At 41.2% G+C, this 20,265-nt stretch carries 19 protein-coding genes; 11 read left to right on the forward strand and 8 right to left on the reverse strand.

Going from position 1 to position 20,265, the window contains the following annotated elements; all coding sequences use genetic code 11:
* Positions 1–110 precede the first annotated feature (110 nt).
* The 3 genes from QZ407_RS02485 to nagB all read left to right on the forward strand — a co-directional run bounded on the left by QZ407_RS02485 (position 111) and on the right by nagB (position 3,556).
* Complete coding sequence (locus QZ407_RS02485) at positions 111–971, forward strand: chromate resistance protein ChrB domain-containing protein (RefSeq protein ID WP_295767474.1); 861 nt, start codon at positions 111–113, stop codon at positions 969–971.
* Between the two features lie 44 nt (positions 972–1,015).
* Positions 1,016–1,519, forward strand: a complete 504-nt coding sequence (locus QZ407_RS02490) for a hypothetical protein (protein ID WP_295767475.1) — start codon at positions 1,016–1,018, stop codon at positions 1,517–1,519.
* A 117-nt stretch (positions 1,520–1,636) separates the two neighbouring features.
* Positions 1,637–3,556: a glucosamine-6-phosphate deaminase gene (gene nagB, locus QZ407_RS02495; protein ID WP_295767476.1), complete on the forward strand. Its 1,920-nt coding sequence runs from the start codon at positions 1,637–1,639 to the stop codon at positions 3,554–3,556.
* Between the two features lie 70 nt (positions 3,557–3,626).
* On the opposite strand, the gene QZ407_RS02500 is transcribed toward nagB, so the two are convergent.
* Together QZ407_RS02500 and QZ407_RS02505 are read right to left on the reverse strand one after the other, a co-directional pair.
* Positions 3,627–5,975, reverse strand: a complete 2,349-nt coding sequence (locus QZ407_RS02500) for a M1 family metallopeptidase (protein ID WP_295767477.1) — start codon at positions 5,973–5,975, stop codon at positions 3,627–3,629.
* Positions 5,972–6,562: a HupE/UreJ family protein gene (locus tag QZ407_RS02505; RefSeq protein ID WP_295767479.1), complete on the reverse strand. Its 591-nt coding sequence runs from the start codon at positions 6,560–6,562 to the stop codon at positions 5,972–5,974. The genes QZ407_RS02500 and QZ407_RS02505 overlap by 4 nt, the downstream gene beginning before the upstream one ends.
* Before the next feature lie 67 nt (positions 6,563–6,629).
* Here QZ407_RS02505 and QZ407_RS02510 point away from each other — a divergent pair, with 67 nt between their 5' ends.
* Together QZ407_RS02510 and QZ407_RS02515 are read left to right on the forward strand one after the other, a co-directional pair.
* Positions 6,630–7,109, forward strand: a complete 480-nt coding sequence (locus QZ407_RS02510; protein ID WP_295767480.1) for a DUF6702 family protein — start codon at positions 6,630–6,632, stop codon at positions 7,107–7,109.
* Between the two features lie 2 nt (positions 7,110–7,111).
* Entirely contained in the window at positions 7,112–7,537 is a 426-nt protein-coding gene (locus QZ407_RS02515) for a PH domain-containing protein (RefSeq protein ID WP_295767481.1), read from the forward strand.
* 46 nt (positions 7,538–7,583) lie between these two features.
* On the opposite strand, the gene QZ407_RS02520 is transcribed toward QZ407_RS02515, so the two are convergent.
* Entirely contained in the window at positions 7,584–8,093 is a 510-nt protein-coding gene (locus QZ407_RS02520) for a hypothetical protein (protein ID WP_295767482.1), read from the reverse strand.
* A gap of 361 nt (positions 8,094–8,454) precedes the next feature.
* On the opposite strand from QZ407_RS02520, the gene QZ407_RS02525 reads away from it, so the two are divergent.
* Positions 8,455–9,330 carry a flagellar motor protein MotB gene (locus QZ407_RS02525; protein ID WP_157540648.1) on the forward strand — a complete coding sequence of 292 codons (876 nt, stop codon included), beginning with the start codon at positions 8,455–8,457 and terminating at the stop codon, positions 9,328–9,330.
* Between the two features lie 378 nt (positions 9,331–9,708).
* Here QZ407_RS02525 and QZ407_RS02530 read toward each other — a convergent pair whose 3' ends face one another.
* The 4 genes from QZ407_RS02530 to QZ407_RS02545 form a co-directional block, all read right to left on the reverse strand.
* A complete protein-coding gene (locus QZ407_RS02530; protein WP_295767647.1) occupies positions 9,709–10,752 on the reverse strand; it encodes a hypothetical protein in 1,044 nt (347 codons plus the stop codon).
* Positions 10,753–10,877: 125 nt separating this feature from the next.
* Positions 10,878–11,759 carry a class I SAM-dependent methyltransferase gene (locus tag QZ407_RS02535; RefSeq protein ID WP_295767483.1) on the reverse strand — a complete coding sequence of 294 codons (882 nt, stop codon included), beginning with the start codon at positions 11,757–11,759 and terminating at the stop codon, positions 10,878–10,880.
* A gap of 139 nt (positions 11,760–11,898) precedes the next feature.
* Positions 11,899–12,651 carry an ABC transporter ATP-binding protein gene (locus QZ407_RS02540; protein ID WP_295767484.1) on the reverse strand — a complete coding sequence of 251 codons (753 nt, stop codon included), beginning with the start codon at positions 12,649–12,651 and terminating at the stop codon, positions 11,899–11,901.
* A complete protein-coding gene (locus QZ407_RS02545; RefSeq protein WP_157540653.1) occupies positions 12,648–13,379 on the reverse strand; it encodes an ABC transporter permease in 732 nt (243 codons plus the stop codon). The genes QZ407_RS02540 and QZ407_RS02545 overlap by 4 nt, the downstream gene beginning before the upstream one ends.
* Before the next feature lie 84 nt (positions 13,380–13,463).
* Between QZ407_RS02545 and QZ407_RS02550 the strand changes: the two genes are divergently transcribed.
* From QZ407_RS02550 to QZ407_RS02565, 4 genes are all read left to right on the forward strand, one after another.
* Entirely contained in the window at positions 13,464–14,168 is a 705-nt protein-coding gene (locus tag QZ407_RS02550; RefSeq protein WP_295767485.1) for an SDR family oxidoreductase, read from the forward strand.
* Between the two features lie 24 nt (positions 14,169–14,192).
* Positions 14,193–14,669, forward strand: coding sequence for a PspC domain-containing protein (locus QZ407_RS02555; protein ID WP_295767486.1), 477 nt, complete (start codon positions 14,193–14,195; stop codon positions 14,667–14,669).
* Between the two features lie 4 nt (positions 14,670–14,673).
* On the forward strand, positions 14,674–15,636 hold the full coding sequence (locus tag QZ407_RS02560) for a DUF5668 domain-containing protein (RefSeq protein ID WP_295767487.1): 963 nt from the start codon (positions 14,674–14,676) through the stop codon (positions 15,634–15,636).
* A 144-nt stretch (positions 15,637–15,780) separates the two neighbouring features.
* Positions 15,781–17,031: a YdcF family protein gene (locus tag QZ407_RS02565; protein ID WP_295767488.1), complete on the forward strand. Its 1,251-nt coding sequence runs from the start codon at positions 15,781–15,783 to the stop codon at positions 17,029–17,031.
* Positions 17,032–17,252: 221 nt separating this feature from the next.
* Here the strand turns inward: QZ407_RS02565 and QZ407_RS02570 are convergent, their stop codons facing one another.
* Positions 17,253–17,522: a hypothetical protein gene (locus QZ407_RS02570; protein ID WP_295767489.1), complete on the reverse strand. Its 270-nt coding sequence runs from the start codon at positions 17,520–17,522 to the stop codon at positions 17,253–17,255.
* Between the two features lie 323 nt (positions 17,523–17,845).
* Here QZ407_RS02570 and QZ407_RS02575 point away from each other — a divergent pair, with 323 nt between their 5' ends.
* On the forward strand, positions 17,846–20,044 hold the full coding sequence (locus tag QZ407_RS02575) for an alpha-rhamnosidase (protein WP_295767490.1): 2,199 nt from the start codon (positions 17,846–17,848) through the stop codon (positions 20,042–20,044).
* The last annotated feature ends 221 nt before the right edge of the window (positions 20,045–20,265 follow it).

Below are 20,265 nucleotides of genomic sequence, written 5' to 3' on the forward strand. Positions count from 1 at the left end.
GTATTGTGATTGAAAGAATAAGAAGCGTTATTTCCAAACGGCTGTCATATTAATATTGCGATGTACAACGCGAGTTTATCTTAAACTGGAAATAGTTTGTAAATTCAGGTATGATATGGATAACGCGTGATCGGCCGAAGATTGATAGAATTGCCTGCCCATGGCTAATTAAGCGCTTTATTGACCCTGATGCTGAAATAATTTTTGCCCCTCATCAGCAAGTTTTGCAAAAAGCAGCTGAAATAAAAGCCATACCGTTTGATATGCCGGGTGTTGAATACAGCCATTACGAGGACCGCTGTACCTTTGACTATATCATTAAGAAGCATAATTTAAAAGATGAGGCGTTGGATAGAATTGCCGCCATTGTAAGGGGTGCCGATACAGATAGGCATGATTTTGCACCACAGTCTGCAGGTTTGGAAGCAATCTTTTCAGGCTTAAACTACAATATTAAGAATGATAGAGAGCTTTTAGAATTGGGCATGACTATTTATGATGGATTGTATAGTTGGGCAAAGCACCTGTATAAACTTAAACACACGCAAGGAGGGCCAATTGAAGATTTACTTTTTCAGGTGTATAATCAATACCTGAAAGTTGATAAAAGTAAGAAAGCGCCAGCTTGGGCCAAAATCCTACGTGAAATGATACAGGATCAATTAGATACCAACATGACAATGAGTTTACAGCAGGCGTCTCAAGAACTGGAGATAAATCCGGCCTATCTTTCCCGTGAATTCTCTAAGTACTTTGATAATTTAAGCTTTGGAGAATATATGCGTAAATTACGTATTGACAAAGCCATCCAGTTAATGGAGAATGAGCAATATTCTTTAACCGAAATTGCCTATCTAACAGGCTTTTCAGATCAAAGTCATTTCAACCGAACGTTTAAAAGGCAGGTAGGACAGAACCCGCTCAACTACCGTAAAAGTGTTACACAGGTAAAGAAAGTACAAAAGCGTTAAATCAATTCTATTTTCAGTATTCCGGGCAGGTTAATATTGCCTGTATGAAAATATTTTATACAATAATGTTACTGTATATAAGTGCGTTTTCTTATGCACAAAACAGTGTATTGCAAAATTATCCTAAAATTTCAGGATACGTTGGCATTCTTCATCCTATTGCTACTTTCAGTAATGCCGGAACTGAAACAAATTTTAATCACCATTACATAGTGGGTATGCCGGTAGGAATAAACATTTGGAAAAGTCAGCGTATAGGTTTTTCGGCTGAATTTGTGCCCACTATACGTGCCGAAAATGGAACAAGTAAAATGGCTAATTTTACGTTTCATCCGGGATTATTAATTGCTGTGGGAAGCGGTTTTACAATTGCTGGCCGTGCTGCTTTTGAAACCTCAGGCCGGTATGGGGTTACACCTGTTTTAAATAAAGTAATTATTAAAGGTAAAAGCAGTAGCATGTTTGCAGCTGTGCCAATGCCTTTGCGCTTTGGTAATGATAAGCCTACCTCGTTTACAATAGGATTTCAGTTTGGAATTGCCTTTTAGTTATTAAAACGAATCCGACTAAGTTTATAAGCGTTTTTACAATTTCAACATTCTTCTTCATTATGTTGAAAAGCATATCTACCTTGGCTTGAGTTTTAGCTAACATCAATTCAACCAATGGCAAGATTAAACTTATTAGAAGAAACGCGTTACGAGAAACTGCTGGTTAATGTTTATCCAGGTCAAAAGGAGGCCTCGTTGTATGTGGCCCAAAAAATTGCAACTTTAATAAAGGCAAAACAACAAGCATCTGAAAAAGCGGTGCTGGGTTTGGCAACCGGTGCTACACCTGTTGGCGTTTACCGCGAGTTGGTGCGCATGCACCGTGAAGAGGGACTAAGTTTTTATAACGTAGTTACCTTTAACCTCGACGAGTATTACCCCATGCAACCGCACGCCGAGCAGAGTTACGTAACGTTTATGTATGAGAACTTATTCAGTCATATTGACATTGATAAAGCCAACATTCATATACCCGACGGTACGCTTGCTGTTGAAGAGGTGGCTGCATTTTGCTTAAACTATGAAAAGAAAATTGAAGAATTTGGCGGCCTCGATTTACAAGTTTTAGGAATTGGCCGTACCGGACACATCGGTTTTAATGAGCCTGGTTCGGCACCAAACTCAGGTACTCGTTTGGTTACGCTCGATAACTTAACCCGTAGCGATGCTTCGCGCGATTTTGGAGGAAAAGAAAATGTTCCTACCAAAGCAATTACTATGGGTATTGGAACCATATTTAAAGCACGCGAAATTATATTGATGGCCTGGAGCCGCAAAAAGGCACCCATTATTAAAAAGGCTGTTGAAGGTGAAATATCAGGTGAAGTTCCGGCTACTTATCTGCAACTTTCTGACCATGTTGAGTTTGTACTTGACGAGGATGCCGCATCAGAACTTACCCGTTTTGATACGCCATGGCTGGTTAAAGACTGTGTTTGGAGCGAGCAACTGAAAAAGAAAGCAGTAATATGGCTGGCTAATGAGTTAAACAAGCCGGTTTTAAAGCTTACCGAAGAAGATTACAACAATCATGGTATGGCGCAGCTGGCCGTTGAGCAAGGGCCGGTGTACAACATAAACATTGATATTTTCAATAAGATACAACATACCATAACTGGCTGGCCAGGAGGTAAACCCAACGCCGACGATTCGCAGCGCCCGGAGCGGGCAGAGCCTGCACGCAAGCGTTCTATAGTTTTTTCACCCCACCCCGATGATGACGTAATATCAATGGGTGGAACTTTTATACGTTTGGTTGATCAAGGGCATGAAGTACATGTAGCTTACCAAACATCAGGTAACACCGCCGTTTGGGATGATGATGTTTTAAGGTACATGGAGTTTGCCATCGATTTTAACAAGAGTATAGGCGATGATGCTGCTCATCTCACGGGTATATACGAGCAAATGAGATCTTTTTTAGAGCAAAAGCAACCTAACCAGGTTGATACCCGCGAAATAAGAGATGTAAAAGGCTTTATACGCAAAACAGAAGCAATATCGGGTGCGCGCTATGCAGGCTTGCCTGATAACCAAATTCATTTTATGGCCTTGCCGTTTTATGAAACCGGGAAAACGCAAAAAAATGCTGTAACTGATAAAGACGTTGAACTTACCATGGAGCTGTTACAGCAGGTTAAACCGCATCAGGTATTTGCGGCCGGTGATTTTGCCGATCCGCATGGAACACACATTGTTTGCTTCAATATTATATTGCAAGCCTTGCAGCGTTTAAAACAAACCGAAGATTGGGTTAAAGATTGCTGGCTTTGGTTATACCGCGGAGCATGGCATGAATTTGAAACGCATGAAATTGAAATGGCTGTTCCGCTCTCTCCTCAGGAGGTTTCGCGCAAGCGTAACGCTATATTTAAGCATCAGTCACAAAAAGACCGTCCGGTGTTCCCTGGAGATGATGCCCGCGAGTTTTGGGTACGTGCCGAAGACCGCAACCGCGATACGGCAGATAAATATAACAAACTAGGCCTTGCCGAGTATGAAGCAATGGAGGCGTTTGTGAGGTATCATTTTTAGGTTGAGCCTTTATCAAACCTGAGTAAATAATAAATAAAAAGAGCCGGCTATCACAGCCGGCTCTTTTTATTTATGGATTAGTCTTTCGGGCTTCCTGCATAGGATTGCCGCCAGTGCTTGCTCCCCTTATAGTGTTCTGCTGTTTAAATAATTCAAAGCGGGTAGGAGTATACTCACGCGGCCAGCTGTTGTTGCCTTCATTAATGTCGGCCGTTTCGCGGTAAGGATCAAGTTTAATGCCCTTTACCTCTTTGGTTTTAGCAAACACTTTGGTTACGTTAAACTCGTTATGGCGCCATATATAGGCCGATATTTTTTCAAGCTCCTTGCTTCCGTCAGTGTAGGTCCATTCAATAAAAAGTGGCATAGGCAGGCCTCCTCTGTTGCTGAAGCTTACTTCATAAAAGTAATTTTTTGTATCGTATAATTTACGCTCTTCAGGGCTTAAAGCATCGTACATGGCTTTGTAGGTTTTATCAGTTGCCGGCGTAGCTGCAAACCTGTCCCATTTGCTGTAAAAATCCTGCAAAGCGGTGTCGGCCTCTACCGCAAAACGGGTGCCTGCTTCCTTGTTACGGGTGGTACTAATGTTGGTTAAATTTTTATCAAACTGCGCACGGTCATAAGTGCCTTCAGTTTGTGGGTTCTTGGTGTTCAGACGATAGTACTTAACACTGTCTACTGAAATATCTACCGGGTCTGTTCCATAAAACCAACCTCTCCAAAACCAGTCCAAATCAACGGCAGATGCATCTTCCATAGTGCGGAAAAAGTCAGTAGGAGTAGGGTGTTTAAAAGCCCAGCGTTGTGCATAGGTTTTAAACGAGTAATCAAACAGCTCACGACCCATAACCGTTTCGCGCAAAATATTAAGAGCGGTAGCTGGTTTGGCGTATGCATTTGGCCCGAAGCGTTGTATGTTTTCTGAGTTGGTCATGATAGGTTCCAGCTCATTTTTAGGCAGCTTCATGTAATCAACAATCTTGTAAGCCGGTCCGCGGTTACTCGGAAAGTTGGGGTCCCATTCCTGTTCGGTTAAAAATTGGCAAAAGGTGTTCAATCCTTCATCCATCCATGTCCACTGCCGTTCATCGGAGTTCACAATCATTGGGAAGAAGTTATGACCTACTTCGTGAATAATTACGCCAATCATGCCATTTTTTGTGGCCTCGCTATAGGTGCCGTCTTTTTCAGCACGACCGTAATTAAAGCATATCATTGGGTACTCCATACCGTTGCTGGCCTCAACCGAAGTAGCGCAGGGGTAAGGATACGGAATGGTATATTTGCTGTAGGTTTTCACTGTATGCGCCACTACTTTAGTACTGTAACGACGGTATAACGGATAAGCCTCTGGTCCGTAAACCGACATTGCCATTACCTTACGACCACCATCAATTTGTGCGGCCATGGCATCCCAAACTACCCTTCGTGATGACACCCAGGCAAAGTCACGTACGTTTTCGGCATGCCAGTTCCATATTTTGCGGGTGGTAGCATGGCCTTGTAGAGCCTTTTTAGCTTCGGCAAGGGTAACTACCTCAACAGGTTCTTTGTAAGAGCTTTGCGCTTTTTGCCAACGTTGATATTGTGCTGCAGTAAGCACCTGGCTATAGTTTGAACATTGGCCGGTAGCATCAACAACGTGGTCGGCAGGAACGTTGATGGCTACTTTAAAATCGCCAAAGGTTAAGGCAAACTCTCCGCGACCGGTAAATTGTTTGTTTTGCCAGCCTTGAAAATCGCTATAGACGGCCATACGCGGATACCACTGCGCCATGGTATAAAGATAATTCTTGTCTTCAGGAAAATATTCGTAACCACCGCGGCCGCCAATGGTTAAACGATCGGATATGTTATACCACCAAACTATTTTAAACACAAACTTAGCACCCGGAGCCAGCGTTTTGGGCAGCTCAATGCGCATCATAGTTTGGTTAATAGTGTATTTTAAATTATTGCCCGATGCATCTTTACAGCTCACTATATGGTTTCCCAAATCGAGGTTATGGCCCATAATAGCTTGCAATTGGCGCAGGCTCATTTTTTCTTGCATGGTGCTGCCGTCAAACTTTGCATTCTCGGCGTCCTTTTTATGCTCGTTTTCATCTAACTGCAGCCATAAGTAAGTAAGCGGGTCGGGCGAGTTGTTATAGTAAGTAATGGTCTCGATGCCGTCAAGGCGTTGCTTGTCATCGTCAAGTTTGGCAACAATGTCATAGTCGGCTTTTTGCTGCCAGTATTTTGGTCCGGGTGCACCCGATGCCGAACGGTACATGTTAGGATCGGCCAGCAATGTACTGCCCAACTGTTCAAATTTATTGCCGTGGTTACTGCCGGGGTTGTACTGTATTTGTTGTGCTTGCAAAGCAGACAAAAACAGTACCGTTGCGGCCAGAGTAAAGTAAAGTTTTTTCATTTGAAATGAATTAGAGCAAGGCGTTCAATGCACATTATGAACGCTATTCCAAATATAGCAGATGAGAGGAACAATGTCCACTCCCGCCTTTGAATTTTAAGGATATTAAGTAAAATAAATGATATCGTTAAGATGCATAGAACAATCAAAACCTGCCCAAACTCAAGGCCCAGGTTAAACGCCAGCAGTTGTGATGTTATGTTAGTGCTTTTACCAAGCAAACTTTTAAGATAGTTGGAAAAGCCCAGGCCATGTATAAGTCCAAAAAATAAAGCCAGTATGTAACTTATACGAAGCGTAGCCGGTGACCGTTTCTTTTTTACAATGTTGATGACTGCTGTTGTTACAATAGTAACCGGAATAAGAAACTCAATAAGCGAAGAGTTAACTTTAACAATGTCAAGTGCGCTTAAAGCCAGCGTTATGGAATGCCCTAACGTAAAGGCCGTAACCAGTATGAGTACCTTGCGCCAGTCTGCCAGCAGGTAAGTGCCGCATAACACGGTAACAAACAAAATATGATCGTAACCTTGCCAGTCGCAAATGTGCTGCCAGCCAAGTTCAAAATACATAGCGAAGTCTTGCATCGGCTAAAAATAAATAATGCCGATAATAATACCTTAATTTGTGTAAACAGAGATGTTTGAATCAGCAATGTTACTATTATTCGTTAAAAGCTTATTGTTAATGTTTCATCCGTTTTACGTAAGCGTAACGGAAGTAAACCATAATGCCAAAACCCAATCAGTTGAAATAAGCTGCCGCATGTTTTATGATGACCTTGAACATGTACTTGAAAAGCAAAACAAGGTGAAGCTTGATATAGTGAAGCCGCCAAACAAGCAACTAATGAACCAGCTTATTAGTCAGTACGTACGTAAGCACTTGATTTTAAAGGCAGATGGTAAATTACTAGTGCCTGATTACATAGGTTATGAAATACAGGAGGATGGCGCATGGAGCTACTTCGAAATTAAAGGCATAAGCAGCGTTCAAAAAATTGAGGTATTTGATGATTTGCTTTACAGCGAGCATCCTGAGCAAATTAACATGCTGCACGTTACTGTTAACGGTGAGCGCAAAAGTACCAAACTTGATAACCCTAAGGCTAATGTTGTATTTAATTTCAAATAGTTGTGAAGTTTAAATCGGCAAGAAGCATATTTGTTGCGTTGGCGCTGTGGGGAGCCATAGCTTTACTGCTTTTCAGCAGCGCTTTAATTTTGCAGCAAGGTGGCCCCGGGCAGTGGTTACTTATATTACTTGCAATGGTTGTGGTATTCATTGTATGGTCGTGGTTTGCTACCTACTATGTAATAAACGGCGATGAGCTTAGCTATCGTTCTGGGCCAATACATGGCAAAATAAGTATAAGCAGTATACGTATAATAACGGTTAATAAAACGTTGTATGCAGGATTAAAGCCCGCTTTGGCCTCTAATGGCTGCGTTATTGAGTACAACAAATACGACGAAATTTATATGTCTCCGCAAGATAAGGAAGGTTTTATTGCAGCGTTGCTGAATGTGAATGCAATAATAGAGGTGCGCCAAAATAAATAGAGCCCGGTATCACCGGGCTCTATTGTAACAAAATCAATTACTTTAATTAAAATTTAAAGCCAATACGTAAACCTACCTGGCTTGTTGTGCCATTGTTTGACCAGGCTTCGTAACGTACACCTGCATCAACAGATGGGCTGAAGTTATAACCTAAACCTGGGGCGTAAATAAATGCAGTACCGCCGCCACTTGAAGTGCTGAATGCCGCACCTAATTGAGCTTCGCCAAAGAAACCGCTGCCAAGCATTTGCTTAATGCCGCCTTTAACAGGTATTGCACCTGATGTAGATTCAAATCCAAGATCTTTGTAGCGTGACTTGGTCAAAAATGCATTGTAACCTGCAGAACCGGTAATGAAAGTGCTTTCAGCTACAGGATGCTCATACTTTAACGAAGCACCTAGCACAGCACTATAAAAATCAGCGGCGTCACCCACTGGTAAGCCTGCTTCAATGCCAATGCTAAAACCGCCTTTGTTTTCAGATGACCCTGATTGTGCGAATGAGTTAGCAGAAATTCCAGCTGCTAAAGCTAATCCTAATAGAACTTTTTTCATGTAGTAAATAAATTGTGAATAAAAATACAGCCTACCTTATAGGTAAGCTATGGTTGAAGGCATAGACGCCTGATTAAGTAAAATGTTACACAGTGTTATCGTGACTTTTAGTGAAATGATTGTAAGTTGTTGATTTATAATACTATAAACTTAAAAGTACGTTGCGTGCAATGTTAATTTGCACCTACTTATAGCGCCTTTACAGAGCCGGCAAACAATAACAATAACAAAATGTTAGTTAACGATTGAGTGGAATTGTGAATTTGTCAACGCAAATTATCAGGCTTAAAATTTATAAATCATTTTAAAGCAGTATTTTGCGAGCGACATTCACCTTAGTTCAATTTAAAAGAAAAATATCATGAAACTACAATTATTACCGGCGGCGTTGATAGCTATACTGTTAACGTCGGCAGGGTGTGTGAGTAAAAAGCAATATACTCAGCTGCAGTCAAATTACGACACACTGCAAAATAAACACCGCGATTTGAACGTGCGTTTTCTTAACAGCCAGCAAGAGCTTTCAAACGCTAATGTAAGAAACAAAAGCCTTGAAGAGCAGATAGCTGCCGGACGCCAGAACCTGGCATCATTACAGGCTGCTTTAGATAAGTGTTTAACATCATCAGGACAGGGTAACGTTAACATATCTAAACTGGTTGATGAAATAAACTCATCTAACAAATACATTCAGCAGTTAGTTAACAGCAAAAATAAAAGCGACTCGCTTAACATGGTGTTAACTAATAACCTTACCCGCTCATTAAGCCGCGAGGAAATGAAAGATGTTGACGTACAAGTGTTAAAAGGTGTGGTTTACATATCACTTTCTGATAACATGCTTTACAAATCAGGTAGCTATGAAATATCTGACAAAGCCAACGCAACACTTACCAAAATTTCGAAAATTATTACCGATTATAAAGACTACGAAGTATTGATTGAAGGTAATACGGATAATGTGCCTATTAAGCAAACCAACATTCGTAACAACTGGGATTTAAGCGCGCTGCGTGCATCGTCAGTTGTTCAGGCTTTGCAAACAAGGTTTAACGTTGACCCTAAACGCTTAACAGCCGCTGGCCGTGGTGAGTACAACCCGGTTGCCGATAACAACACCGAAGCTGGTAAAGTTAAAAACCGTCGTACGCAAATCATCATTACACCTAAACTTGATCAGTTTATGGATTTGATTGACAAAGCCCCGGAGAAACCAGCTACTGCACCTAAGCAATAATTGCTCAAAGCTTATAAAAAAGGCCCTTCTGTATAATATAGAAGGGCCTTTTTTTATGCCATTATCTACGGTTCAAGTGCCTTGATTATTAATCCTTTTGAGTTAGCGCCATTATTTCAGAATGTAATTGATAAAGCATTGGAAATGCAAGGCACTGCGTTAGGCTGTAAATGATTTCGGCGTACCATAAAAATGCCTTCCGTTATTAGATAGATTGTTTATATCTAACTGTAGACGGAATTGACAGCAGATGCCCTATAGAAGTGGCACCAGTTATAAGGCTTTATATGCTATTAGTTTATGGCTATTGAAAACAAAAGCCCGGTTAGTTTTCCAACCGGGCTATGCCACATCCAGCAATGTTTTTACTAAATTGAACTACTGGTATTGTATATAAATAGGTTGCGGTTTGTATTTCAAAACTTCATCAGGCGTAAGCATATGGTGCGGTGCCTTCTTTAAATCGTTTTTGTAAAAAAGTTTGAAACCGGTGAACTGTACAGGCTCAGGGAAAATATGATTTCGGTAGGTACCTAATTTAAGGTCTGGTTCTCCCCATCCGTCCATGTCAATAACAACTTGCACTTCAGGGCGCAGTTTAATGTTTTTGTAGTTAGTTACCATTTTACGGGTAAAGCGGTGTACAACAAGCATTTTAGGAGGCAGATTGTATTTTTTTACTAATCCGGCTAAATACTGGCTGGCAAAGTTGATGTCCGCAGCATCAAAGGTTCCGATTTTTTTGCCTGGCTTGCTGCCATCTTTCATCGAAAATTCAGGGTCCATGCCGAAATGAACGTTAGGCATAGCTAAGTATTTTTCCAGCAACGGAAGTTCGGTTTGAATAGTACTTAATGAAACCTGAACATCTAAAAACACAATGGCATTTCCTCTTTTAGCAATAGATAATACGGTATCAATTTGCTTAAAAGGCATACGGTAGCGGTATTTACCATCAGAACCTGCAGCACCCTGGGCTACTACTGCAATATAATGCAAAGCCGGTTGAACAGGAGTTTTAGGGTCTGCTTTTTCCCATGCTTTAACTTCGGTTTTTAGCTTGGCAAGCATCTCTTTTGGTGGTAATTCACCCAAAATACCCATTTTTTTACTGAACAAATTGCCGTAAAATGCCACAACACGTTTAAATGGAAGTATGGCACCTGCAACCGGATAAGGTTGTTTTTTAACTGGCCAGCGGCCGGTCGTATCACCATTGGCTAAACGTACTAACAGGCTATCATACTTGGCAGTATCAATAGGTGCAATTCCAGCTTTGGTTACAGTGGTGTCTTCTGTAGTGGTGGTAGTGGTTGTTTTGGTAGTTGTAGCACTTGGCTTGCTGTTTCCGGTGCAATTTGTAAATAATACAAATGATGATAACAGGACAGACGAAGAAAAGAGCAGCGTTTTAAATTTCATCATAAAGGTAGCCATGCAGGCCTTATAACTTGCAGTATGTAATATTTTAGTACCAATAAAATTATTTACTTATTGGTACGTTGTAAATATAAATATTGCCCCGGTTACTTCCCCTTAAAATAAAATTAAATTTTATAAAACTTTCCAAACACGCCAAGCGGTAATTTAGGGCCCGCCGTAGCCTGTAAATACAGCTCCCCAATTTCCAGGTTTTCAACTTTGGGGTTAGCGCTTTTTATCAAGTTTTCTACTATAACTGATGAAAAGCCAAGCGAATATGTATTGAGAATGAGGAAGTGCTCCTGCGGATCCAACAATTGCATCACATCGTTCATCATCTCAGTAATGTGATCTTCCAGCTTCCACTTTTCGCCATTAGGGCCATGGCCATAGGCAGGAGGATCGAGAATAATGCCGTTATATTTTTTGCCGCGTTTAATTTCGCGCTTCACAAATTTAAGCGCGTCTTCAACTACCCAGCGTATATCTTTCAGGTTTGATATTTCCTGGTTTTCATTAGCCCAGCTTACTACCTGCTTAATAGAGTCAACGTGTGTGGTGTCTGCCCCGGCAGATTGTGCAATTAACGATGCACCACCGGTATAAGCAAACAAGTTAAGCACCTTGGGTTTAGGCGTTTTAAAACGTTTAATGTTTTTTGCAATATAATCCCAGTTCACCGCCTGCTCCGGAAATACGCCTACGTGTTTAAACGAGGTCATGGCCATGCGTAGTTTAATGGCAGCATCACCGTTTTTGTATTCAATATGCCAACGGTCTGGTGTTTTAGGGTTTTTCTTTATCCATTCACCTGCTGTGGCCGAACGGCCTTTAAAGCGAATATCATGGCGCTTTTGCCATTCCGCATCTGAAAAAGTTTTGTTCCAAACCGCTTGTGGCTCAGGTCGTATTAAAACAACGTTACCAAAGCGCTCCAGCTTTTCAAAGTCGCCGCAATCAATCAGTTCATAATCTTTCCAGTGCGTTGGAGTAAGAAGTTGGATCATTTTGTACTTTTTTCAGATATGAGCACAAAGGTACAAAAACCATTTTATTGGTAGTTCATGGTTCATACGGGATAGTTCATAGTAGATTCAATAACTCAATTTCGGCTATTAACTATGAACCATCATCTATAAACTAAAATTACAATTTTTCCTTAGCTGCTTGTGTGAACTTACTGGCAAACACAAAGTCATTTAGCTCCTGGTTATCAGTGTGGGCAATGTCTTTATTAGTGCCTTCCCACGCTTTTTTGCCTTGATGTAAAAAGATAATATGATCACCAATACCCATAACAGAGTTCATATCGTGGGTAACTATTACTGTGGTGATCTTATATTCCTGGGTAAGCTCGTTAATCAGCTCATCAATTACAATAGACGTTTTAGGATCGAGGCCCGAGTTAGGCTCATCAACAAACAAGTACTTAGGCTCCATGGCAATAGCACGTGCAATACCAACACGCTTTTTCATACCGCCCGATAGTTCTGAAGGGTATAATTTGTTCTTATCTTTAAGGTTTACCCGCTCCAAACAGAAATTAGCGCGGTCGAGCTTTTCGGACTTGCTCATGTCTGTAAATAAATTGAGCGGGAAAATGATGTTTTCCTCTACCGTCATAGAGTCAAACAGTGCCGAGTTTTGAAAAAGCATACCTATTTGTTTTCTTATAGGCACACGTTCTTCAAAGCTCATTGTGGTAAAGTCTTCACCGTTAAAAATTACTTTGCCTTTAGTAGGCTCGTGCAACCCTACAATGCATTTTAGCAAAGTGGTTTTACCCGAACCTGAGCCACCAATGATGAGATTATTTTTACCGGCCTCAAAGGTTGCAGTAATGCCTTTAAGAACCTCGTTATCGCCAAATGTTTTATATATATCCTGAATCTCAATCATAACATTGCGCTTGTAATAATTAAATCGGCAAATAAAATGAATATACAGCTATAAACTACGCCGGTTGTAGCTGATTGACCTACCTCCAAAGCGCCACCGCTGGTGTAAAAACCTTGGTAAGCACATATTGAAGTAATAATAAAGCCATAAAAGAATGCTTTTACCAATGCCACCTGTATAATAATAGGTTGAAAGCCGTCGCGTAAACCCATTACATAGTCGGTAGTAGCAATATCGCCGGTGATGGCGCAGGCCAAGTATCCGCCTAAAATGCCCAAAACCATAGAGTAAATTACCAGCATGGGCACCATTATTATACCTGCAAATATTTTAGGTGCTATCAGGTAACCCGGTGCATTTACGCCCATAATTTCAAGCGCATCTATTTGTTCGGTTACGCGCATGGTGCCAATTTGTGACGCTATGCTTGAGCCTACACGGCCGGCAAGTACCAGTGCCGAAATGGTGGGGCTAAATTCGAGGATGGTTGAATCGCGCGAGATGCTGCCTGCAATACTACGTGGTACCAGCGGACTGGCCAGCTGAAAAGCTACCTGTATGGTAGCCACAGCACCAATAAACACTGATATAATGCTGATGATGCCCATAGAACCAATGCCTATAGATACCATTTCGCGCATGATTTCTCCCCAGTACACTGAGAACTTTTCGGGCTTTTTAAAGCTTAAGCGTATCAGTAAAATATATTTACCTAAAGTAGTGAACATGTAATGTTGGTATATATGTGCGTTAAAAATACATTTTTATGCTCACCGTTTACAGGGTAAGCTAATTTGATTTACATTTAAAACATGGAAAACGCCCTCATAACCGGTGCCACGCAGGGCATAGGTCGCGCTATAGCGCTCGCATTTGCTAAACAAGGAATAAGTATGGCAATTTGTTCGCGCAATGTTAAAGATTTGCAAAACCTGCAGATAGAACTACTCAAAATTAACTCTGAAATACAAGTACATACCCAGGTTGCCGATTGCAGCAAGCGCGCCGATGTGCGTGCATTTGCCCAAGCTGCTCAAGATAAGCTTGGCTTTATAAATATATTGGTAAACAATGTTGGCGCATTTATACCATCAACCGTGTTAAATGATGATGATAGCACCTTTGATACCTTATTTAACACCAATGTAATGCCGGCTTATGAGCTGTACCGTTTTTTTGGCAGGCAAATGCAGCAGGAGGGAAAAGGTCACATCTTTAATATATGTTCTGCAGCATCAAAAAGCCCTGCAATAAATGCCGGAACATATAGTGTAACAAAAGCTGCGTTGTATAGTCTTAATACTGTAATGAAGCTCGAGATGCAGGCTTACAAAGTAAAAGTAACCGCTGTACTGCCAGGCTCAACATTAACAGGCTCCTGGGCCGGAACGGAAGTGCACCCATCCCGGTTTGTGATGCCAGAAGATGTAGCCGCCGCCGTACTTACTGCTTACAACATGAGTGTTGGCGCTAACACTGATGAAATTGTGATAAAGCCGGTATCGGGACAGATTTAAAATGAACCATTAAAGCTTAAAAAAATGTACACTCAACATAAAAAACTTTACCGCGACGAGCAGAACAAAATGATTGGCGGTGTTTGCCAGGGACTGGCGCAATACTTAGATATAGATGTATCAATAGTAAGAGCTGTGTTTTTACTGGCCTTATTTCTTAAAGGTGGCAGTATAATTATTTACATTATTTTAATGATTGTATTACCCAAAAAGCCTTTTGCATTTTACAATCCAGAAGTTGATTACACCATGCCTCCGCAGGGAGAGCAGGTGCCGCCCTTTACCTTTGAAAGCAAGCCGGCAAAAAAAAGTAATGCCCCTGTAATTGCAGGTGTTATGCTTATACTGTTAGGAATTATACTTACCGTTGATGAGCTTGATTTAATTCCTTATTGGGATTTTGAACACCTTTGGCCTGTTCCGCTTATAGTGATAGGTATAATGCTTGTGTTTACATCAGGCAAAAAGAAAGATTTAGATCCTAAACCTCCAATTGAATAATACAATGAAAAGCGATAGATTATTTTCGGGACTGGTATTGGTTATTATCGGTGTCGTGTTCTTACTTAACAGTTTTAATATTATACACTTTAGCTGGTGGAACATTTGGAAGCTCTGGCCAATATTTCTGGTAATTGGCGGTGTGAATTTACTTCTGTCTAATACTAAGGCTGCATGGGCTGTAATTGTTAAAGTTTTGGTTTTGGTAATTGGCGTTGGCCTGATTGTTTATTCGGGTACAAGACCGCGCAATCAATCATTACCGGGCTGGCAGTTTAATTTTGACGATAATGACAACGATGATGATTCAGACCGCGACGGCGATGTTAAATCAACCCGTAACAGCAACACCTATTCAGAAGCATTCGTTGCCGGTACTAAAGTAGCCAGGTTAGAAATAGCAGGTGGCGGTACAACTTATGAACTTAAAGATACAACCAATGATTTATTTCATGCTGAAGCACGTGAACATTTTGGCGACTATGGCTTAAGTACAACCAAAGAGGATTCAATTACGGTTGTTGATTTTAGCATGAGCAAGCACAATCAAAAATTTAATTTCGGCGACGGCGGCATGAATAAAGTTTCAATTGGCTTAAACCTGGCCCCGGTATGGGATATAGAGCTTAAAGGTGGCGCTGCCGAAATTGATTTTGACCTAACCAAGTTCAAAGTGCGCAATGTTGACATTAATGGGGGAGCAACTTCTACTGATATTAAGTTGGCAGCTAATATGCCGGTTACCAATGTGAGCGTACATGCAGGTGCTTCCGAAACAAAAATTATGGTTCCAAAAAATGCAGGCTGTGATATTGAAATGCATGGCGGACTCACCTCAAAGCATTTTGATGACTTTACAAAGGTGAGTAACACTCATTACGTTACGCCCGGTTTTGAAAACGCAACTAATAAAATTTACTTAAAACTAAAGGGCGGAGTTTCTGAGTTTAGGGTTGAAAGATATTAATTGTAATTAGCACTGCTTAACTAAACAGTTTGAAAAGAAAGCGTACCCGAACGGTACGCTTTCTTTGTTTTAATATCAGGGTGCTTTAACTGGCAGCCGTTTTAAATTAATGGTGTTATTTTGCAGTAAAGTAAAGGTATATATATGAAGCGATGTTTGATGCTGTTTGTATGGTTACTGATTGGTAATGCGAGTTTCAGTCAGTTTATGGGTGCGCAGCCAGGTTACAAGCCATTGTCGGGAAGTGATTGGGTAAAGTCGAAAAATTGCTACCTGCTCACGTTGCTTGAAGAAGATAAGGCCGTTACCAACTTATTAAAAGCGGATGTTGAATTGGCAAAACTAACTGCGGCTAAACACAGTGCTTTACAATCATCGCTTTCAGAATGTAAAGATGCATTGTGCCTGCCCGGCGTTGTAAAGTTTACAAGCCAGGAGATTGGAGTAGTTAGTAACAGGCTCAAAGTTTTGTATAAGGCGGGTAATGCGCTTGATGTACTCATAAAAATGCATCTCATACCATCGGGAATGTATATCAGATATAATGATTTAGCTCCTGTTGATTTACTGGTAAAAGCCTGGGAACAGGATGCTGCCTGTGTAAACTACATCATAAGCGTTTATGCGGAAGCGAAGAAACCGAATTATCCTCAAATTGATTCTATAAGCTACGATATCAATAAGCGTTCATACTATACACTGATGTTTGATTGTACAAGTGAAGTTGTTGAGGCCGTTAAGAAAAGCGATTTGTTTTTTAAGCCATCGCTGCATGCGGCGCTGACCTATCTCGAAGTAAACGAGCGCCGTCATTCGGCCGATTATGAACCTATGGTAAGCACAGCTAATAAGCTTGCTGCTGAGAGAATAAAGCAAACTAAATGGACAGCTTATTCTTACTCGCACATTTTGGTACCAGGTGCAGGGCCTGATAATTTAACAACGCCGTTAAGCGGTGAAGGAATGCTTCGTTGCAAAACAGCTGCACGGCAATACTTTGCAAATAAGGCTCCTTTTGTTGTGGTTTCTGGCGGAGCGGTGCATCCTTTTAAAACTAAGTATAACGAGGCGGTTGAAATGCGCAAATACATGATTAATGTGCTGCATGTGCCTGCCTATGCAGTTATTATTGAACCGCACGCACGCCACACAACTACCAACTTACGTAATGATGCCCGCCTGATATTTCGATATGGTATGCCGTTTGAAAAACCAGGCTTAATTATAACCGATAAATACCAAAACGACTTTATTGCTAATATGAAGCAGCGTTGCCTTAAAGAGCTTGGCTATGTGCCTTACAAGTTGGGTAAGCGACTTTCAGATACCGCATTGGAATTTTACCCGTTGGTAACAGCATTGCAAACAGATGCTGATGAACCAATGGACCCATAACATAACCATTGCTCAGCAAATATTAATTCAAACATCACAAATTCTTTATAGTGTGTACATGTTCGGTTGGTAGTTTTGATTGCTTGATGGGAGAGTTTTAGTACAAGCAACTCAAAATAGCAACGGTATTTCAATGCTTACCGAAGTTTACCTTATACACACCGGGACATCATAAGAAACGGCCTGCTATTCAGCAGGCCGTTTCTTGTTTGTATTCAAAGTTATTGCCCTTTTGATAAGCCAAATTTTGGCTCCTCAACGCCAATCATGTACATGTATTTTACATCCTGCCATTCTGCTTCAAATGTGGCAGCATCAACGTTAGCTATAAGCTGAGTTTCTATCTCGTAATAATCTGCTTCAAACTCTTTTTCAAAGGCATATGAAAAGGTTTCGAGCGGACTCCAGCCCAATTCTTCCATTTCACGGTCGAGTTCAATGGCCAGTGCTGTATCATGCGGAACGGTATCAAAAAATACTAATGCTTTCATAGGTATTAAGTATTTAAATAGCCCTATTGGGTATAGCTACATTAAGGAATAAAAAGCGCAAATGTTTCAACAGTCGGTGCGTTGGTCATCTATAATTAACTATACCTTATATTTATGCATAGCTCTTCGTGGCTTTTTTCTACGCCCGCTGCCGGTAATTAAATTTTCAAGCTCCCAAAGTTTGTTTTCGGATGTAAACCAATACTATTTTGGCGGGCCAAATGCAATTGGCGGCATTAAGCCAACGGTTTGCTGATAATATTTTGTAATCTTGCTTACCGAAAGTTAACTCCAGGCTACCTGCCATTAACTTAAATATCAACATGAATAAAAACGCGCTGATTTTAACCCGTTTAGGCCGTTGTGCCATAGCTATCTTGTGCTTTATTGCCTTATTTGTTACCGAAGTGCAAGCCCAAACCAAAGCCACCTGGATTTGGTACCCAGGCGATTACGAAATTTGGTTAAGCAACAAAATGCAAAACCGCCGTACCGAGCGTGGTTCCTTTTTTCCGCCATTTTGGAAACTGGACAGTCATTATGTATTGATAGATTTCCATAAAGATTACAACATTGCATCGTCAGAGGAAGCTGAGATAGCCGTTGAAGGGCAATACAATCTTAAAATTGATGGAAAAGCCGTTGCCGGTTATCCTAAGAAAATAACCTTGCCTGCAGGTAAGCACCGCATCAGCCTAAAGGTGTATAATCAGGCTGCGGTACCGGCAGTTTTTGTGAAAAGTGCTCACGTGGTAACTGATAATACCTGGCAGGTGACCTTTGAAGATAAGGAGTGGATTGATGCATCGGGCAAAACGTCGGATATATCGGCTACGCAATATTTACAGGCTGGTTCATGGAACTTTAATGAGGCCAACACCTCACCATCGGCTTTTCGTTTGCCGGTTAAACCACAACAGGCGGTATCAAAAGATAAAAAAGCACGCTCTATTTTTGTTGATTTTGGTAAAGAAACATTTGGCTTTGTAAAACTGCATGATGTAAAAGGTAAAGGCAACGTAACCCTTTATTTTGGCGAAAGTAGGGAAGAAGCCATGAGCCTTGATGGCGGTGAACTGGTAGACAAGTTTGAAGTAAACCAAGATAAAAGTGGCGACCTAACCTTTGATGGTTCGCGTGCATTCCGTTATGTAAATGTGGTGTTTGATGAAAACGTGAGCATTGGAGATGTATCAATGCTGTATGAATACCTGCCGGTTGAGCAGCGGGGAAGCTTTAAATGTTCGGACGAGCAGATTAACAAGATTTGGGATGTTTCGGCTTATACTATGGAGCTGAACACCCGCGAGTTTTTTATCGATGGTATTAAACGCGACAGGTGGATATGGTCGGGCGATGCGGCACAGAGTTACCTGATGAACTATTATCTGTACTTTGATTCGCCATCGGTAACCCGTACCATCAGCGCGTTACGTGGTAAAGACCCGGTAACCAGTCACATTAATACCATTATGGATTATACGTTCTACTGGTTTATCAGTGTTTATGATTACTATCAGCACACCGGCGATAAAGCGTTTATTAAACAATCATACTCACGCATGCAAAGCATGATGGATTATTGCTTGTCGCGCCGCAATAAAGACGGCCTGATGCAGGGCTTAACCGGCGACTGGGTATTCATTGACTGGGCCGATGGCCTGAGTAAACAAGGCGAAGTAAGCTTTGAGCAAATGCTTTTATGCCGCAGTTTAGAGAGCATGGCGCTTTGTGCCAACATTATGAAAGATACTAAAGGTTCGGCCAAATACGGTGCACTGGCTAAGGACTTAAAAGCAAAGCTGTTTACCTATTACTGGAATGCACAAAAACATGCCTTGGTACACAGCCGCGTAAACGGTAAGCAAACCGCCAACGTTACCCGCTATGCCAACATGTTTGGTATCTTCTTCAATTACTTTACCGAAGCCCAAAAGCAGGACGTTAAAAAATACGTGCTGATGAATGATAAAGTGCAAAAAATTGTAACTCCATACATGCGTTTTTATGAGCTGGAAGCACTTTGCGCCATGGGCGAGCAGGATTATGTGCTAAAGCAAATGAAAGATTATTGGGGCGGCATGCTCAACCTGGGCGCAACCTCATTTTGGGAAGAATATAATCCTGATAAAAAAGGAGCAGAGCATTATGCTATGTACGGCCGTCCGTTTGGCAAAAGCTTATGCCATGCATGGGGAGCCAGCCCTATTTACTTGCTGGGTAAATACTATTTAGGAGTAAAGCCAACGGCACCGGCTTACTCGCAATACTTAATTGAGCCAAAATTGGGTGGTTTACAATGGATGGAAGGAACAATTCCAACCCCTAAAGGCGACATCAAGCTAAAGGTTAGTACCACACAAATTAAAGTAACTGCCGATACCGGTACAGGTACACTCCGCATTAAAAGTAAAACCAAGCCTGGATGCAATGACGCAGCAGTAAGAGCTACTGCCGGTGGATACTACGAAATAACCATACAAAAAGGTAAAACTTTTACTGTTAATTATAAGGCCGTATAGGTTGTTCAACTATATTTTTAAACGGAGCAAATAACCTTGCTCCGTTTTTTTTTGGCTTAATTGACGAAGACCGGCAGCGCCTTAGCCAGATGACACATAACTGGCTTAAAACTGCGGGTGCCGATACGGGCACTTAAAAGCTTTAAGACTTTGTTCATTAAAGCAGGTTTTATATAACTGTGTTGTTCACTTTAAATCTAGAGATTTATGGTCACTACATC

Source organism: uncultured Mucilaginibacter sp. (genome assembly GCF_913773635.1).
Lineage (GTDB): Bacteria > Bacteroidota > Bacteroidia > Sphingobacteriales > Sphingobacteriaceae > Mucilaginibacter.

Excerpts from the sequence above, each read along its gene's own strand:
- QZ407_RS02485 (WP_295767474.1), top strand. The coding sequence starts at position 111 with ATGATATGGATAACGCGTGATCGGCCGAAGATTGATAGAATTGCCTGC.
- QZ407_RS02490 (WP_295767475.1), top strand. The coding sequence starts at position 1,016 with ATGAAAATATTTTATACAATAATGTTACTGTATATAAGTGCGTTTTCT.
- nagB (WP_295767476.1), top strand. The coding sequence starts at position 1,637 with ATGGCAAGATTAAACTTATTAGAAGAAACGCGTTACGAGAAACTGCTG.
- QZ407_RS02500 (WP_295767477.1), bottom strand. The coding sequence starts at position 5,975 with ATGAAAAAACTTTACTTTACTCTGGCCGCAACGGTACTGTTTTTGTCT.
- QZ407_RS02505 (WP_295767479.1), bottom strand. The coding sequence starts at position 6,562 with ATGCAAGACTTCGCTATGTATTTTGAACTTGGCTGGCAGCACATTTGC.
- QZ407_RS02510 (WP_295767480.1), top strand. The coding sequence starts at position 6,630 with ATGTTACTATTATTCGTTAAAAGCTTATTGTTAATGTTTCATCCGTTT.
- QZ407_RS02520 (WP_295767482.1), bottom strand. The coding sequence starts at position 8,093 with ATGAAAAAAGTTCTATTAGGATTAGCTTTAGCAGCTGGAATTTCTGCT.
- QZ407_RS02525 (WP_157540648.1), top strand. The coding sequence starts at position 8,455 with ATGAAACTACAATTATTACCGGCGGCGTTGATAGCTATACTGTTAACG.
- QZ407_RS02530 (WP_295767647.1), bottom strand. The coding sequence starts at position 10,752 with ATGAAATTTAAAACGCTGCTCTTTTCTTCGTCTGTCCTGTTATCATCA.
- QZ407_RS02535 (WP_295767483.1), bottom strand. The coding sequence starts at position 11,759 with ATGATCCAACTTCTTACTCCAACGCACTGGAAAGATTATGAACTGATT.
- QZ407_RS02540 (WP_295767484.1), bottom strand. The coding sequence starts at position 12,651 with ATGATTGAGATTCAGGATATATATAAAACATTTGGCGATAACGAGGTT.
- QZ407_RS02545 (WP_157540653.1), bottom strand. The coding sequence starts at position 13,379 with ATGTTCACTACTTTAGGTAAATATATTTTACTGATACGCTTAAGCTTT.
- QZ407_RS02550 (WP_295767485.1), top strand. The coding sequence starts at position 13,464 with ATGGAAAACGCCCTCATAACCGGTGCCACGCAGGGCATAGGTCGCGCT.
- QZ407_RS02555 (WP_295767486.1), top strand. The coding sequence starts at position 14,193 with ATGTACACTCAACATAAAAAACTTTACCGCGACGAGCAGAACAAAATG.
- QZ407_RS02560 (WP_295767487.1), top strand. The coding sequence starts at position 14,674 with ATGAAAAGCGATAGATTATTTTCGGGACTGGTATTGGTTATTATCGGT.
- QZ407_RS02565 (WP_295767488.1), top strand. The coding sequence starts at position 15,781 with ATGAAGCGATGTTTGATGCTGTTTGTATGGTTACTGATTGGTAATGCG.
- QZ407_RS02570 (WP_295767489.1), bottom strand. The coding sequence starts at position 17,522 with ATGAAAGCATTAGTATTTTTTGATACCGTTCCGCATGATACAGCACTG.
- QZ407_RS02575 (WP_295767490.1), top strand. The coding sequence starts at position 17,846 with ATGAATAAAAACGCGCTGATTTTAACCCGTTTAGGCCGTTGTGCCATA.